Here is a 14,381-nt window from a genome sequence, read left to right as displayed (position 1 = left end):
GGAGCCTCGGTGCACCCTTTGCCCAGTCAAGGCGGAGAGCTTGCACGTCACTGCCCTGCGCAACTGATCGAGAGAACCGGCACGAACGCGTGGCCCCGCGGATCGGCATCAGGGATGCACACGCCCGCCGAAGAGCTCCAGGCATGCAAGGCGAACGGGTGCTCGCGCACACCGACGTGGAGCACGGCGTTCAAGCCGCATCGCCGCAGAAGGACGAAGGCCGTCACGGCCTCGGCCTTGCAGTCGTCGTTCACGAACCAGCTTCTGTGACTGTGTGATCGCACGGCCCGTTTCAGCCGCGCCACCTCGTCCTCCGAAGGAGGGTCTGCGCGTGAGTACACCGGGGCCGCCACGGACAGGAGCCGAAGGACGCGCCCGAACCCCATGGTCCGGATCGACAGGTGCACTCCGCGCAGCCATAGCCCGACCTCGACGTCCGAGTACGCCTTTCGGCAGGCCGTTGCACACCCGGCGCGGATGAGATCCGTGACGAGTTCGGCACGTTCCTCGGAGCTTCCCTCAACGAATTTCTGAACGTCCGCCGTCGTCATGCCGAGAAAACGGGTCCGCCGCCTCCAGTCGGCAATCAGGGCACCGCTGGACGTCCTGGTGACACGGCAATGCGGTGACAGAACCCGCGTAATGGCCACCAGGGTGTCGGTCTCTTCCGCCACCGCACATACTCCAAACTCGGCCTGCCGCACGGACTCTGCGACAGGCCGAGTTCGACACGGTGAGCTGTATCAGGACATGTATCCGTGGCCGTCGTAAAGCCCCCCGCTGAAGCCTCGAATCGAACGGCCGTTGCCGAGAAGAACAAACCGATGCGGCATACGGCGCCGCAGCCTTCGGACGAACATCGCGTACCTCCAGAATCGGGCAGCGTCGATCAAGTCCAGGCTACTCTGCGTCGAATGCCCCGCAACCGGACTGCGCACCGTCCGAAGCAGCTCCCGCTCCGGTCTGACCAGCAGGATTCACCTTGGCGCAGACAGGTTGATCACGACATCACCCGGTCCCCGGGCCGGGCGGGGGACGACCGTGAAGGGGTCGCACCCGTGTACACGAAGGTGACCGCGGGGAGGCGGTTCTCCTCGACGACAGTCCCGAAGCCGTTGCGGTGAGGAAGCGGGCTCGGTACACCGGGCACCACCTTTCGATGTCGATCAGTGGGGACGCCGGTCAGCCGACCACGCCCCGAGGCCGCATCCACGGCGACATCCCGTCGGAGCGGCCGGACGGCGCAGCACGACAACCCCGGAGAGGGTCCGGCTCAGGCGGCGGCGCGCACTTCGGGCGGGGGTGGGCAGTCGCGGCAGCGGCCGGGGTGGGGGGATCGGAAGGCCCGGTCGCAGCCGTCGCAGGTCTGGAAGGGGTCCGGGCGTCTGATCGGGCTCGGCGCCGGGGCTTGTGGCAGGTGGGGTGGGAGCAGCGCTTTGAGGCGGTACGCGAGTACGGAGGCGGGGCTGCGCAGGGGCTCCGGGAGGTTCGTGGTCAGGGCCAGCCCGATGGCTTCGGGGTCCGCGCCCCGGTCCAGCCAGGCCGAGACACCGGGCGCGAGGCGTTGTACGTCGCGCTCGGCCAGGAGGAGGCGGGGGTCGTAGCGGCGGAGGTTCGCGAGCAGGTCGGCCGCGCCGGGGTGTACGGGTTGGGGTGTGGGCTCGGGGTCGGTGATCCGCTGCGGCTCAGGGTCGGGTTCCGGGTCCGGTACGGGCTCCCGGTCCGGCGGCGGCGGAGGCTCGTCCGGGGTGGTCAGGGGCTTGTTGTACGAGTACGTCCGGGTCACCACCCGCCCGCTCTCCAGCCGCTCGCGGCGGCGCTCCAGGTAGCCGTGGCGCTCCAGCTCGCGGAGGGCGGCGCTCATCCGCATCTCGCCCTCCGGGAAGCGGGCCACCAGGGCCCTGATGCCGACCGGGGCGCCTTCGGGGAGCGACTGGATGTACGACGCGACACCGATCGCCGTCGCCGACAGCTCGTGATGCTGGAGGAGGTGGTTGCCGATCACGGTGAAGTGACTCGCGTGTGGCGAGTTGACGTGGATTACGCCGGATCGGGGGGTCCGCGGGTGAAGTCCCGGTGGGGTGCATGCGGGCGCGGTAGGGTGCTCAAGAGCCATGGGGAAGGTAGTGCTTCCTGCTTGGTCAGGCCCTCGGCCGGGATTGCCGTCCCGCCGGGGGCCGTCTCATGTCTGCGGTTGTCGTGGCGAGCATATGCCCGCCAACCGGCCCGAAATCCAGCCCAGTTGGCACAGTTCACCCATCCGAGCGACGCGGGGCCGGTGGGGTGGGTTTGGTGGGTTCTTTCCCCCGGTTCTTTGGTCCTTTTACGTCTAAGCACGCCGGATCGCGGGACCCCGGGACACGGGAGTGAGCGACACCTCCGCCCACACCACCTTGGACGGGGCCGGCCCTTCCCTTACGCCCCAACGGTCCGCCAGCGCTTCGACCAGGACCAGGCCCCGACCCGTGTCGCGGATCTCCGGGATGCGATCGCCCCGGGTGTCCGTCACCTCGATGAGCAGGGTGTCGGGCGTGATGGTGAGGGCGAGTTTGAAGTCCCGTCCGGGAACCCGACCGTGGGTCACGGCGTTGGTGGCGAGCTCCGCGATGATCTGAGCGGGCACCTCCAAGGGCAGGCCCCAGGCGCGGAGTTGTTCGGCGGCCAGCACGCGGCCGAGTCGAGCTCCGCGCGGGGTCGCGGACAGCTGGACGTGGAAGTCGACGAGTTGAGGAATCACGTCACTGAGCGTGGCCGTACGTGCGTACCGTGGGAAGCAACATCGCCTCTACGTCCCGCGTTTGTCCGGCGCTTGTCCAGTGCTGTCAGGGCTGTCCGGACCGAGGTCGCGGGTACGGGGCGCTGAGGACATCGGCTCGTCGGAGGTGGGCGCGCATGAGCGTGGACAGCAGTGACGGTACGGAAGAGCCCGGCTGGGACGTCGACCCGGAGGACGAACAGGGCGTGGCGGTGGTCGCCGCCCTGGGTCGCCAGCTCAAGGTCTGGCGGGAGGAGGCCTGCATGCGGGCCGCCGAGTTCGGAGCGGCCATCCAGTACGGGGAAGACCAGGTCCGCAAGGTCGAGGCGGGGAAGAGGATCCCTCGGCCTGAGTACCTCGACCGGGCGGACGAGGTACTGAACGCCGGCGGCAAGATCAAGGCGATGAAGGTCGACCTTGAGCAGGTCCGCTACCCGAGGAGGGTCCGGGATCTGAAGCAGCGGGAGGCCAAGGCCGTCGAGATCGGCACCTACAACAACCACAACATCCATGGCCTGTTGCAGACCGAGGACTACGCCAGGGCGCTCTTCGAGATGGCTCAGCCCCCGCAGTCGCCGGAGCAGGTCGAGCGGGGAGTAGCCGCGCGGCTGGCTCGACAGTCGATCTTCGAGCGATCGCCTCAGCCTGCTCTCAGTTTCGTCCAGGAAGAGGTGACCCTGCGACGCACCATCGGGGGCACAATGGTGTTGCGCGGCCAGCTCGAACGGCTGTTGGAGTTGGGCGGGTTGCGGAACGTAACGATCCAGGTGATGCCGACCATCTGCGAGGACCACGCAGGAATGGGAGGCCGCATCCAGGTGCTGAAGTTCGGTGACGGAACGGCAGTGGGGCGCTCCGAAGGAATCTTCAACGGCCGTCCGGTCTCTGACCACAAGCAGTTGCAGATCCTTGATCTGCGCTATGGCATGATCCGGGCCCAGGCTCTCTCGCCCCGGGAGTCACGAGCCTTCATCGAGAAACTGCTGGGAGAGACGTGATCCACATGGCCGAGCTGGAGTGGTTCAAGAGCAGCTACAGCGACAGCAGTGACATCAACGACTGCGTCGAGGTGGCCACCACTGCGGGTGCTGTTCTCGTCCGGGACTCCAAGGACGTCCAGCGGGACCACCTGGCCTTCGGGCCGGGCGCGTGGGCCGGGTTCGTGGCCCACGCTTCCGGCAGCTGACGGCGACGGCTCAGGCGCGGGTGCAGACGTGTACCGATTCGCTGTGCCCGCCCTCGCTGTGGACGATCCGTAGGACGTTGTTCTTGTAGGTCACCTTCAGCACCTGCCCGTCGCTGGTGTCCTTGTGGCCCGGAGGCTTCCAGGGGAGCGTGAGCGAGACGTTGTCCCCGACCTCGTTGGGGACGGTCAGGGCCTGGCCGCCGGTCAGTCGGCTCAGGCTGGCCTTGGGGGCCTCGTACACGTCGAGGACCAGGTGGCCGCCGCGCAGCAGCCAGCCTCCGGTCCAAGAGGGACCGTCGGTCCAGGCGATGCTCCAGCCGGAGTTGCCGCCGCCGTCCGCGTTCACGGTGGCCTTGCCCTTCACGGTCTTGCCGTTCGGGGTGGTCGACTCCAGGTTCCAGTCGCCCTTGATGAACGCGTCGAAGGCCCGGGCGACCACGCCCGAGGAGGCCGGGGCCGGATCTCCGGAAGAGGTGCCCCCGGCGGCCGGGTCGGCCAGGGCCGCCGGCGCGCCGGGCAGGTCGTCCTTGCCCTTGCCGCCGCACGCCGCGACCAGTGAGGCGCCGACGCCGATCGCCAGGTAGCGCAGCGCGTTGCGCCGACCGATCATCTGCGCTGCCGCGCGTATCTCTCGTACCGTCACCATGCCCCCGCACAAGGTCAGTTGGTCAACAGCGGCCGACTATAACCGCAGGCCTGGAACCGTACGATCCAATTCCGCGTCCCTCATGAACATGATCAGTCGAATTCTGGTCATGTCCGGTTATCAACTACCCAGGGGACACATGTCGTTCGATGCGGAATGGGCTCAGCACAAGGCCGCCGCCCTCGCGCAGCAGTCGTCGCCCGCCATGCGCCTCAACCACGTACCCGCCGACGCGAGCACGGCGGGGAGCCCGGCCGGGAGTCTCGTCGCCGGGGCGCAGTCCATCAACGGCAACGCCAACCTGCTGATCGAGATCGCCGCGCTCCTCCACGAGGGGCGGCCGGACGGGGACGCGAGCACCATGGCCCGCGCGCCCCGGGCCCATGCGGACGTCTCGGCGGAGGCCCTGCGCTTCGCCCGCTTCGCCGACGACCAGTTCAAGGACACGATCAACCTGTTCGCCGCCCTGGCCACCAAGCTCAAGACCACCGGCACCAGCTTCGCGCAGGTGGACGACGGTACCGCCCTCTCCTTCCTCAACGGCATCCTCGACGGCGGCCAGTACGTGAAGCCGGAGTCGAAGTGAGCCTGAGCCACCGCAAGGACGTCCAGTTCCTGGAGGAGTGCAATCCGGCGCTGGTGGAGCGCAACGCCGCCGAGTTCAAGCGGCTGCGCGATCTGCTGGTGCAGGTCGAGGAGCCCGCGCGGCGCGCCGAGACCGGTACGCAGTGGCAGAGCGACGGCAGCCACACGTACACCTCACGCCTCTCGGAGGCCCGCCAGCTCGTCCTCCACATGGCCGAGGGGTACGACAAGGCCGCGAGCGCCCTGCACGCGTACGCATCGGCCCTGACCACCGCCAAGTCGCACTACGCGAACGGCAAGCGCACCGAGCGCAAGCTCGCGGCGCTCATCGGCACGAAGGGCACCGCGATCACGCGCACGGCGCAGGAGGCGGAGCCGATGTGCCAGTGGGAGGACATGCGGGCGACGACCGGAGTCATGGACTTCTTCGCCGAGATCACCATGGACGTGGACGACATCCGCGACGAGGCGAACCGGCTGCACGATGACGCGGGCGGCAGTTTCCACCTGGCCAAGACGGCCGAGGCGGAGGCGCGGAGCGTGTGCGTGCACGCGCTGAAGCAGGCGTACGAGCTGCTGCCCGAGTTCAAGGTCAAGGGCGGCGGGGGCGGGGTCGACGTGTACGCGGCGATGGCCGACATCCGGCGCGAGGCGGCGGAGGCCCGTACGAACCCCCTGACGCACCTGCCGGGCAGCGGTCCGAAGAAGGACATGACCGGACCGGTGGGGAGCGAGCCGGTCTCGCCCGAGCTGCGCGACATCCGGATGCGGGTGGCGGGCCTGCCCGAGGCCGACGACAACTACTGGGACCCGCCGCAGTCGGACGAGGGCCGGGCCGAGTGGATCCGCAACAACAAGGAGATCCTGCGGGCGGCGGCGCAGCGGGCGGGGCTGCCGGAGGAGATGGTCGCCGGTATCGCGTGGAAGGAGGTCGGCGGCCAGCCGGGCATCTTCGACGACGGCGTGGACTTCTTCCGCCAGGCCGCCGACGCGCCGTGGGGGCTGAGCCCGGTCACGGCCGAGAACCTGCCGGACCGGGCGGGCGGCAAGCCGGACGAGACCTCCTTCGGGCCGATCGCGGTGCAGCTTCGGCGCGGGGCGGAGGTGCTGGGCTACGACCCGGAGAACCTCACGGACCAGCAGCGGAACGTGGTGAAGTCCGCGCTCCAGGACCCGAAGCAGAACGCCTTCATCGCGGCGGGGTTCCTGGCGCAGATCAAGGAGGAGACCGGGTACGCGAACGTCCCGGCGGACCAGCTGACCGAGGCCCAGATGCAGGAGATCGCGGCCCGCTACAACGGCGGCCCGTACTGGGAGTCGAAGAAGGCACAGGACTACGGCGATGATTTCCGGAACAACCTCGGCAACGTGAAGGACGCAATGCGATGACGTACGGGCGCGAGAGCATCGACCTGCCCGAGGACCGGGGCTGCCTCCAGTGGGTCCTGGGCGTACCGCTCGGACTGATCCACCTCCTGAACGCCGTCGCCGTCTTCGCGGCCCTGTACGCCGGGCCCCAGGGCGAGTGGGACGACCAGGGCTACGCGGGTGTCGGCGCGATGTGCCTGATCTCGATGTCCCTGAGCGTGCTGGGCCTGCTCATCACCGTCATCCCGACCGTCCGCCGCACGATGGGCCTGTGGTGGCTGGCCCCGCCGCTGATCCTCGGCCTGACGGCCTTCATCCGCGGCGAGACCCTGGGCTGAGCCGTCTCACTTGGCCACGAGGGCCCTGCCGTCCGGCTGGATGTCGAATGCCCGCGAGTAGTCGAGCTTGGCGTTTCCGAAGTCCGCATCGCTCGCGGGGTCGGGGGCGACCCTGGCCGAGGACTGCACCCGGTGCCCCTTGATTCCGGCGCTGAGCGAGCACTGCGAGAACTGGCTGTACCAAGTCGTACGGGCGTCGATCACGACCTCCTGCCACGGCCCCGGATGCATGGGGCATTCTCCGGCTCCCACTTGGGCCACGTAGGGCTTCACCAGCACCGCGACGACCAGCTGGGTGTTACCTGCGTTCCTGACCTTCACACCGAACTGGACCGCTCCCGTCCCGCTCACTGCCTGGGTGCAGGGTTGGAAGTCGATGTTGGTGACATAGCTGCTGGTCCACTCGTTCCGACAGGCCACGTTGTCCGACGGGTACGGAGAGCTGGGCGTGGCCGTTCTGCGGGTGGTCCCAGCCGACGGCGTCGCCGACGGCTGGGAGACGATCCCCGCAGCCTGTGGAGAGGGCGTGGTCGGCGGGGTGGACGGCGCGGCGGAGGCGGAGCTGCTGGGGGATGCGGCGGGTGAGGACGGGGCTGCGGCCGGGGCCGAGCGGGCGCTGTCGGCGTTCGCAGTCCTCAGCGGGCCGTGCTGGAGGGCCAGGATCGTCGTCGGCACCGCGATCACCGCGGCGGCCCCGGCGGCGGCCAGGGCGAGGGTGCGGCCCGACAAAGCCCGCAGGCCACGCGCCGGCGCCGGGGTCGGCTCGGCAGACCGTGGGTAGTGGTGGTGGATGACGTCGCCGCCGTGGGTGATGTTCTGGGTCCCACCGTCATAGGCGGCGTTGTCCTGGCGGTCGGGCTCGGTCACCGCTGCCGCCGGCCGGGGTCGCCGACGATGATGTCGCCGCCCTGGGTGATGTTCTGGATGCCGCCCCCGTACGCCGTGTTGTTCTGCACCAACGTCTGCTGGGGCGCCGGCAGCTCGCTCTGGACGCGGGCGATCAGCTCGCCGAGCTCGGCCGCCATCTCGGGCTGCTCCTCCAGGAGGTCCTTCAGCCGGCCGCACCACTCGGCTTCGAGTGCACGTCGTACGGCCTCCTGCTCCTGCGGGTTGGCGGCCCGGCCCAGCTGCGCGGCGAGGCGGTCGAGGCGGCCGGCCGCGGTCTGTTCGGCCTGCGGGTTCCCGCGTCCCAAGAGCCGGGTGAAGCCGGAGCGGGTCGTCTGCCAGGCATCGGTCGCGGCCGCGCTCACCAAAGCCGTACCACCCGTGGCAGCCAGTAACTCCAGCGCTTCTGTCAGCACCCTGTTCCTCCCGGTCAGCGGCATGCGCTCACGGGTGAACTTCCCGTGAGAGCAGACAAGTTGCAGACAAGTTAATGCATCCGCGACTGAACGCACCGCAGCCCCCGCCCGGGCGGGGGCGGGGGCTGCGGGGGCCGGGGCGGTCAGGCGGCCACGGCGACCGGGGTGCGCTCGTCCAGCGGGGAGGACGAGGCCGTTTCGTAGGCCTTCTTGTCCAGGATCCCCTCGCGGGCCGCGACCACGACCGGGACCAGGGCCTGGCCGGCGACGTTGGTGGCGGTGCGCATCATGTCCAGGATCGGGTCGATCGCCATCAGCAGGCCGACGCCCTCCAGGGGCAGGCCCAGGGTGGAGAGGGTCAGGGTCAGCATGACCGTGGCGCCGGTCAGGCCGGCGGTGGCGGCCGAGCCGACCACCGAGACGAAGGCGATCAGCAGGTAGTCGGTGATCGTCAGCTGGACGTCGAAGATCTGCGCGATGAAGATCGCGGCGAGCGCCGGGTAGATCGCGGCGCAGCCGTCCATCTTCGTCGTCGCGCCGAACGGGACGGCGAAGGAGGCGTACTCCTTCGGGACGCCGAGGCGCTCGGTGACCTTCTGGGTGACCGGCATCGTGCCGACCGAGGAGCGGGAGACGAAGGCCAGCTGGATCGCGGGCCAGGCACCCTTGAAGAACTGGATCGGGTTGACCTTGGCGACCGTCGCGAGGAGCAGCGGGTAGACGCCGAACATCACGAGCGCCGAGCCGACGTACACGTCCGCGGTGAAGGTCGCGTACTTGCCGATGAGTTCCCAGCCGTACGAGGCGATCGCAGTGCCGATCAGGCCGACGGTGCCGATCGGGGCCAGGCGGATGACCCACCACAGGGCCTTCTGGAGGAGCTCCAGGACCGACTCGGCGACGGTCAGCAGCGGCTGGGCCTTGTCGCCGAGCTGGAGGGCGGCGATACCGGCGACGGCGGCCATGAAGACGATCTGGAGCACGTTCAGCTCGGTGAACGGCGTGATGACGTCCGTCGGCACGATGCCGGTGAGGAAGTCGAGCCAGGAGCCGGTGCGCTTGGGCAGCTTGCCGTCCTGCGGGGTGAGGCCGGTGCCGGCGCCCGGGTTGGTCAGCAGGCCGATGCCGAGGCCGATGCCGACGGCGATCAGCGAGGTGATCATGAACCAGAGCAGCGTGCGCGAGGCGAGGCGGGCGGCGTTGTTCACCTTCCGCAGGTTGGTGATCGACACCAGGATCGCGAAGAAGACGAGCGGGGCCACGGCCAGCTTCAGCAGCTGGACGAAGATGTCGCCGATCTGCTCAAGGGTCTTGGCGAGCCAGCTGACGTCCTGACTGCGGGCGAGCCAGCCGAACAGGACACCGAGCACGAGGCCGGTGACGATCTGGGCCCAGAACGGGAACTTGAAAGAGGCCTTGGCGGGGGCCTGCGGGGTCGCGGACACGGACACACTCCGGGGGTGATGCGCAAAGAAGGGGGGAAGAGATGAAGAACGGCGTGGGCTCAGCGACAGCCACAACAGGCCGCGGACACGCGGCGGCAGAGGTCGACGTGCAGGCGCGCCACGAGCGGGACGCTCGCGGTCATTTGGTGCGCAACTGTGGTCAACATGTTTAACACGCTAACACTTTCCCTTTGAGGATCTCAAAGGTGCACTTTGAGTCAGGGAGCTCCCGCGAAACGCCGAACCGCCCCAGCGCGCAGGGCAGATCGCGGCGCTGGGGCGGTTCGGTGCGGTTCTTTGGCGTTCGGGGTGTGACGCAGTTAACGCGGGCGCGGGAACTTACGCGCGGGCGGGAACTTACGCGCGGGCGGCGTCGTCGGCCGCGTCCTCCTGGGAGCGGTTCGCGGCGAGCTTCTCCTTCGCGCCCGCGACGCGTCCGGAGATCTGCGCGGACATCTCGTCGCGCTGCTTGCGCAGCAGTACGAAGGAGAGCGGCGCGGAGATCACGAGGGCGAGCAGCACGACCCAGGCGGGGTTGGCGTCGCCGAGGCCGGCGGGCACCCAGCCCACGTTGACCAGGACGGCGACCAGGACGAGGCATCCGACGAAGATGCCCAGCCGCATCGCGGTGTAGCGGATCGTCGCGCTCGGCTTGAGGGACACGGTGACCCCTTCTCTCTCGTCGGTACGCGCACTCGGTCGACTGCGTGTCCGTCCAGTGAAGCACGGCGCAGGTGCGGACAAACCCGCCGGGGGGCACCGTCCGGGTCAGTGCAGCGGCAGCAGCATCGTGATGTCGTCGCGGTCGTCGCCCGGGGCCACCCGGATGGCGCCCGGGACGCGGCCGACCTCCTTGTAGCCGCAGGCCGCGTAGAAGTGCTCCAGCCCGTGCCCCCCGCGGCAGCCGAGCCGCAGCGCGTCGAGGCCGCCCAGGGAGCGCGCCGCGTCGGCCACGGCATCCATCAGGGCCCGCCCGGCGCCGCGGCCCTGGAGCTCGGGGCTGACCATGACGGTGTAGACCCACGCCCAGTGCCGCTGGAGCGCGTGACCGTTGTGCGCGATGAACGCGGCCGCGCGCACCCGCCCCTGCGCGTCCTGCCCGACGACGAGCCGGTTGCGCTCCTCGGCCATGGCGACGAGGTGCTTGACCAGCTCGGGGCGGATGTCGTCCGCGGTCACCGGCGGGACGAAGCCGACCGCCCCGCCCGCGTTGGAGACGTCGGTCCACAGCTGTACGAGGCCGTCGCGCAGCCCCCGGTCAACCGTCGGCTCGAAGGTGAAGGTAAGGGTCATGGTCGGAGAATATCTATTACCCGCCCTGGTGGGCAACGGAAAAGGCCCCGGTCCTCGTGGGACCGGGGCCTTTCACCAAGTCGACGGCGTCAGACGCGCATCGCCTGCGGGGTCTCGCGCAGGGCCGCGTCCGGGCCGGGGTATTCGCGGATGATCTCGTAGCGCGTGTTGCGCTCGACCGGGCGGAAGCCGGCCTCGCGGATCAGCTCCAGCAGATCGTCACGGCCGAGCTTGTTCGGCGTGCCGTAGTTGTCCGCGTCGTGCGTGATCTTGTACTCGACGACCGAACCGTCCATGTCGTCCGCGCCGTGCTGGAGGGCCAGCTGGGCGGTCTGCACGCCGTGCATGACCCAGAAGACCTTCACGTGCGGCACGTTGTCGAAGAGCAGCCGCGAGACGGCGAAGGTCTTCAGCGCCTCGGCGCCGGTCGCCATCGTCGTACGGGCCTGGAGCTTGTTGCGGACCTTGCCGTCCTTCATGTCCACGAAGTCGTGCTGGTAGCGCAGCGGGATGAAGACCTGGAAGCCGCCGGTCTCGTCCTGGAGCTCGCGCAGCCGCAGCACGTGGTCCACGCGGTGGCGCGGCTCCTCGATGTGCCCGTAGAGCATGGTCGACGGGGTCTTGAGGCCCTTGGAGTGCGCCAGCCGGTGGATGCGCGACCAGTCCTCCCAGTGGGTCTTGTGGTCCACGATGTGCTGGCGGACCTCCCAGTCGAAGATCTCCGCGCCGCCGCCGGTGAGGGACTCCAGACCGGCCTCGATCAGCTCGTCCAGGATGTCGGAGGCCGACATGCCGGAGATCGTCTCGAAGTGGTGGATCTCGGTCGCCGTGAACGCCTTCAGCGAGACGTTCGGCAGCGCCTCCTTCAGCGCGGAGAGCGAGCGCGGGTAGTAGCGCCACGGCAGGCTCGGGTGCAGGCCGTTGACGATGTGCAGCTCGGTGAGGTTGTCGTTCTCCATGGCCTTGGCCAGGCGTACGGCTTCCTCGATGCGCATCGTGTACGCGTCCTTCTCGCCCGGCTTGCGCTGGAACGAGCAGTAGGCGCACGAGGCGGTGCACACGTTCGTCATGTTGAGGTGGCGGTTGACGTTGAAGTGGACGACGTCGCCGTTCTTGCGCGTACGCACCTCGTGGGCGAGGCCGCCCAGCCAGGCCAGGTCGTCGGACTCGTAGAGGGCGATGCCGTCCTCACGGGTCAGCCGCTCGCCGGAGCGAACCTTGTCCTCCAGCTCACGCTTGAGCCCAGCGTCCATTCCGGTCGTCTCCTCTACGGGTCCTGTCCTGCCTGCAACCGCCACCCACCGTACTCTTAGCCCTCTTCGGGCAGGTCCCCGACCCGGTTCTCCCACTTCGTGGAGAGCACGATGGTGGTACGGGTGCGCGAGACGCCCTTGGTGCTGGAGAGCTTGCGGATGATCCGCTCCAGCCCGTCCACGTCGCCGGCCCGGACCTTGAGCATGTACGAGTCGTCGCCCGCGATGAACCAGCAGTCCTCGATCTCCGCCAGGTCGCGCAGGCGGCGGGCCACGTCCTCGTGGTCCGCGGCGTCGGAGAGGGAGATGCCGATGAGCGCCGTGACGCCGAGGCCGAGCGAGGCCGCGTTGACGGTCGCGCGGTAGCCGGTGATCACGCCGGCCGATTCGAGCCGGTTGATCCGGTCGGTGACGCTGGGGCCGGAGAGGCCCACGAGCCGGCCCAGCTCCGCGTACGAGGCACGTCCGTTCTCACGAAGTGCCTGGATGAGCTGCCTATCCACCGCGTCCATATACCTGGAGCCTTCCATTATTCGGCGATCCCGCAAGTTTACGTATAGAATCAAAGGCGCACAGGGTCAACACCCTGTGAATCTTTCAACAGATCGGCGATGATCTCGCTGATCTGACAACATCAGGAGTGGTTCACCGTGTACACGATCGAGATGGCCTACGCGCACATGCGACAGCTCCAGGAGCTGGCCAACCGATCCCGCACCGACCAGCCCGCCGCCGCCCACCGCGTCGACCGGACCCGCAAGCCGGGCGCTTTCCGCGCCAAGAAGCGCTAGTCGCTGCGCAGCTTCCTGCGCCAGTCACCGCGCTAGCCACCGCTTGCCTCCCGGGGGCGGGACGCTCCACCGAGCTCCCCCTCCCACCGGCGGTACAGCCGGTGCGGCACCCCTGCCGCATCCAGCACCCGCCCCGCGACGAAATCCACCAGGTCCTGGATGTGCGTCGCACCCGCATAGAACGCCGGAGAGGCGGGCAGCACCACTGCGCCCGCCTCGTCCAGCGCCACCAGATGCTTGAGCGTCTGCCCGTTCAGCGGGGTCTCCCGCACCGCGACCACCAGTCGCCGCCGCTCCTTGAGCGTCACGCTCGCGACGCGCTGGAGCAGGTCCTTCGACAGCCCGAGCGCCACACCCGCCACACAGGCCGTGGACGCCGGCACGATCAGCATCCCCTTCACGGGGTACGAGCCCGAACTCGGCCCGGCGGCCAGGTCGCCGGCGCCCCAGTAGCGGACATCGTCCAGTTCCGGCCGTGCGAAGGTCGCGGGCTTGCCGTCCGCTCCGCGCTCCAGCCAGGTGGCGAGATCCTCCCGCCAGTGCGCGTCGCGGAACGCGATTCCCGTCTCGTCGAGGAGGGTCAGCCGCGAGGCGCGGCTGACCACGAGGTCCACGCTCTCCCCCGCCGCCAGCAGTCCCCGGATCACCGCCGCCGCGTACGGCGTCCCGGACGCCCCGGAAACCCCGACCACCCACGGGGTGCGCTTGCCGTCAGTCATAGCTCCGAGACTATCCGGCCACCGGCGGACGACGCTGAGTAAGGTGACCCGAGCGTCGATGGGTGGGGGTTTCGAGGACATGGCCGGAGTAGGCGCAGGCGTCGTACGCCTCGATGAATGGAGCCGGGCGGACCGGGCCAAGGCCGCCGGGAAGCTGATGCTGGGCTGGGTGGCCCTGCTGTGGCTGATCGAGGTGATCGACCTGGCCACCGGACACGCGCTGGACGCGTACGGGATCATTCCGCGCTCGGTGGACGGCCTGACCGGGATCCCGCTGGCCCCGTTCCTCCACTTCGGCTTCGACCACGTGGCGTCCAACAGCGTCCCGCTGCTGGTCCTCGGCTTCGTCGCCGCGCTGAGCGGGATACGGCGGTTCCTCGCGCTCTGCGCGGTGGTCGTGGTGCTGGACGGACTCGGGGTGTGGCTGGTCTCCGGGGCGAACACCGTGACGGCCGGGGCCTCCGGCCTGATCTTCGGCCTCTTCGGCTATCTGCTGGTCCGCGGCTTCGTCGAACGCCGCCCGCTGGGCGTGCTGGTCGCCGTCGCGATCGCCGCGTACTGGGGCACCGCCATCCTGACCGGCATCCTGCCGACGAACTCGACGGTCAGCTGGCAGGGCCACCTCTTCGGCCTGCTGACGGGCATCGCGGCAGCATTCCGCTTCCCCCGCCGGGCGGTCCGGGCGTAGCCCGGGACCCGGA

19 protein-coding genes are annotated in these 14,381 nt (G+C 69.2%); 7 read left to right on the top strand and 12 right to left on the bottom strand.

Features of this window, described 5'->3' with window-relative positions:
* Window positions 1-47: 47 nt before the first annotated feature.
* The 3 genes from OG509_RS22000 to OG509_RS21990 all read right to left on the bottom strand — a co-directional run bounded on the left by OG509_RS22000 (window position 48) and on the right by OG509_RS21990 (window position 2,737).
* Window positions 48-674, bottom strand: coding sequence for a lasso peptide biosynthesis B2 protein (locus OG509_RS22000; protein ID WP_406184178.1), 627 nt, complete (start codon window positions 672-674; stop codon window positions 48-50).
* Between the two features lie 599 nt (window positions 675-1,273).
* A complete protein-coding gene (locus tag OG509_RS21995) occupies window positions 1,274-2,005 on the bottom strand; it encodes a helix-turn-helix domain-containing protein (RefSeq protein ID WP_406184177.1) in 732 nt (243 codons plus the stop codon).
* Between the two features lie 324 nt (window positions 2,006-2,329).
* Window positions 2,330-2,737 (bottom strand): ATP-binding protein, encoded by a 408-nt coding sequence (locus tag OG509_RS21990; protein WP_406184176.1) that lies wholly within the window; start codon window positions 2,735-2,737, stop codon window positions 2,330-2,332.
* A gap of 155 nt (window positions 2,738-2,892) precedes the next feature.
* Here OG509_RS21990 and OG509_RS21985 point away from each other — a divergent pair, with 155 nt between their 5' ends.
* Window positions 2,893-3,753, top strand: coding sequence for a helix-turn-helix domain-containing protein (locus tag OG509_RS21985; protein WP_406184174.1), 861 nt, complete (start codon window positions 2,893-2,895; stop codon window positions 3,751-3,753).
* A gap of 5 nt (window positions 3,754-3,758) precedes the next feature.
* Window positions 3,759-3,941 carry a DUF397 domain-containing protein gene (locus OG509_RS21980; protein WP_406187644.1) on the top strand — a complete coding sequence of 61 codons (183 nt, stop codon included), beginning with the start codon at window positions 3,759-3,761 and terminating at the stop codon, window positions 3,939-3,941.
* A gap of 10 nt (window positions 3,942-3,951) precedes the next feature.
* Here the strand turns inward: OG509_RS21980 and OG509_RS21975 are convergent, their stop codons facing one another.
* Entirely contained in the window at window positions 3,952-4,587 is a 636-nt protein-coding gene (locus OG509_RS21975; protein ID WP_406184172.1) for a hypothetical protein, read from the bottom strand.
* Between the two features lie 139 nt (window positions 4,588-4,726).
* On the opposite strand from OG509_RS21975, the gene OG509_RS21970 reads away from it, so the two are divergent.
* The 3 genes from OG509_RS21970 to OG509_RS21960 are packed head-to-tail and all read left to right on the top strand — an operon-like array spanning window position 4,727 to window position 6,878.
* The gene (locus OG509_RS21970) at window positions 4,727-5,173 is read left to right on the top strand and encodes a hypothetical protein (protein ID WP_406184171.1); all 447 of its coding nucleotides are present in this window, start codon (window positions 4,727-4,729) and stop codon (window positions 5,171-5,173) included.
* On the top strand, window positions 5,170-6,561 hold the full coding sequence (locus OG509_RS21965; protein WP_406184170.1) for a hypothetical protein: 1,392 nt from the start codon (window positions 5,170-5,172) through the stop codon (window positions 6,559-6,561). The genes OG509_RS21970 and OG509_RS21965 overlap by 4 nt, the downstream gene beginning before the upstream one ends.
* Complete coding sequence (locus OG509_RS21960) at window positions 6,558-6,878, top strand: hypothetical protein (protein WP_229337159.1); 321 nt, start codon at window positions 6,558-6,560, stop codon at window positions 6,876-6,878. Before OG509_RS21965 ends, OG509_RS21960 begins: the two co-directional genes overlap by 4 nt.
* 6 nt (window positions 6,879-6,884) lie before the next feature.
* Here the strand turns inward: OG509_RS21960 and OG509_RS21955 are convergent, their stop codons facing one another.
* From OG509_RS21955 to OG509_RS21925, 7 genes are all read right to left on the bottom strand, one after another.
* A complete protein-coding gene (locus OG509_RS21955) occupies window positions 6,885-7,745 on the bottom strand; it encodes a hypothetical protein (protein WP_406184169.1) in 861 nt (286 codons plus the stop codon).
* Window positions 7,742-8,179, bottom strand: coding sequence for a hypothetical protein (locus OG509_RS21950; protein ID WP_406184168.1), 438 nt, complete (start codon window positions 8,177-8,179; stop codon window positions 7,742-7,744). Before OG509_RS21950 ends, OG509_RS21955 begins: the two co-directional genes overlap by 4 nt.
* 143 nt (window positions 8,180-8,322) lie before the next feature.
* Window positions 8,323-9,630 (bottom strand): dicarboxylate/amino acid:cation symporter, encoded by a 1,308-nt coding sequence (locus OG509_RS21945; RefSeq protein WP_385580513.1) that lies wholly within the window; start codon window positions 9,628-9,630, stop codon window positions 8,323-8,325.
* Window positions 9,631-9,981: 351 nt separating this feature from the next.
* Window positions 9,982-10,248, bottom strand: coding sequence for a DUF4229 domain-containing protein (locus tag OG509_RS21940; protein ID WP_051696588.1), 267 nt, complete (start codon window positions 10,246-10,248; stop codon window positions 9,982-9,984).
* 144 nt (window positions 10,249-10,392) lie between these two features.
* Window positions 10,393-10,917, bottom strand: coding sequence for a GNAT family N-acetyltransferase (locus tag OG509_RS21935; RefSeq protein ID WP_406184167.1), 525 nt, complete (start codon window positions 10,915-10,917; stop codon window positions 10,393-10,395).
* An 89-nt stretch (window positions 10,918-11,006) separates the two neighbouring features.
* Window positions 11,007-12,170 carry an aminofutalosine synthase MqnE gene (gene mqnE, locus OG509_RS21930; protein ID WP_406184165.1) on the bottom strand — a complete coding sequence of 388 codons (1,164 nt, stop codon included), beginning with the start codon at window positions 12,168-12,170 and terminating at the stop codon, window positions 11,007-11,009.
* A 56-nt stretch (window positions 12,171-12,226) separates the two neighbouring features.
* Window positions 12,227-12,682, bottom strand: a complete 456-nt coding sequence (locus OG509_RS21925; protein WP_030161227.1) for an Lrp/AsnC family transcriptional regulator — start codon at window positions 12,680-12,682, stop codon at window positions 12,227-12,229.
* 138 nt (window positions 12,683-12,820) lie between these two features.
* On the opposite strand from OG509_RS21925, the gene OG509_RS21920 reads away from it, so the two are divergent.
* Complete coding sequence (locus OG509_RS21920) at window positions 12,821-12,961, top strand: hypothetical protein (RefSeq protein ID WP_406184163.1); 141 nt, start codon at window positions 12,821-12,823, stop codon at window positions 12,959-12,961.
* Window positions 12,962-12,993: 32 nt separating this feature from the next.
* Here OG509_RS21920 and OG509_RS21915 read toward each other — a convergent pair whose 3' ends face one another.
* Entirely contained in the window at window positions 12,994-13,680 is a 687-nt protein-coding gene (locus OG509_RS21915; protein WP_406184162.1) for a UbiX family flavin prenyltransferase, read from the bottom strand.
* 79 nt (window positions 13,681-13,759) lie between these two features.
* On the opposite strand from OG509_RS21915, the gene OG509_RS21910 reads away from it, so the two are divergent.
* Entirely contained in the window at window positions 13,760-14,368 is a 609-nt protein-coding gene (locus OG509_RS21910; RefSeq protein ID WP_406187643.1) for a rhomboid family intramembrane serine protease, read from the top strand.
* The last annotated feature ends 13 nt before the right edge of the window (window positions 14,369-14,381 follow it).

The sequence above is a fragment of the Streptomyces sp. NBC_01006 genome, assembly GCF_045162725.1.
Classification (GTDB): domain Bacteria; phylum Actinomycetota; class Actinomycetes; order Streptomycetales; family Streptomycetaceae; genus Streptomyces.
This window is presented reverse-complemented; position numbering and strand designations above follow the sequence as displayed.

Coding starts and splice junctions, on each gene's coding strand:
- OG509_RS21925 (WP_030161227.1), bottom strand. CDS start 12,682: ATGGACGCGGTGGATAGGCAGCTCATCCAGGCACTTCGTGAGAACGGA.
- OG509_RS21915 (WP_406184162.1), bottom strand. CDS start 13,680: ATGACTGACGGCAAGCGCACCCCGTGGGTGGTCGGGGTTTCCGGGGCG.
- OG509_RS21970 (WP_406184171.1), top strand. CDS start 4,727: ATGTCGTTCGATGCGGAATGGGCTCAGCACAAGGCCGCCGCCCTCGCG.
- OG509_RS21910 (WP_406187643.1), top strand. CDS start 13,760: ATGGCCGGAGTAGGCGCAGGCGTCGTACGCCTCGATGAATGGAGCCGG.
- OG509_RS21980 (WP_406187644.1), top strand. CDS start 3,759: ATGGCCGAGCTGGAGTGGTTCAAGAGCAGCTACAGCGACAGCAGTGAC.
- mqnE (WP_406184165.1), bottom strand. CDS start 12,170: ATGGACGCTGGGCTCAAGCGTGAGCTGGAGGACAAGGTTCGCTCCGGC.
- OG509_RS21985 (WP_406184174.1), top strand. CDS start 2,893: ATGAGCGTGGACAGCAGTGACGGTACGGAAGAGCCCGGCTGGGACGTC.
- OG509_RS21975 (WP_406184172.1), bottom strand. CDS start 4,587: ATGGTGACGGTACGAGAGATACGCGCGGCAGCGCAGATGATCGGTCGG.
- OG509_RS21960 (WP_229337159.1), top strand. CDS start 6,558: ATGACGTACGGGCGCGAGAGCATCGACCTGCCCGAGGACCGGGGCTGC.
- OG509_RS21935 (WP_406184167.1), bottom strand. CDS start 10,917: ATGACCCTTACCTTCACCTTCGAGCCGACGGTTGACCGGGGGCTGCGC.
- OG509_RS21940 (WP_051696588.1), bottom strand. CDS start 10,248: ATGCGGCTGGGCATCTTCGTCGGATGCCTCGTCCTGGTCGCCGTCCTG.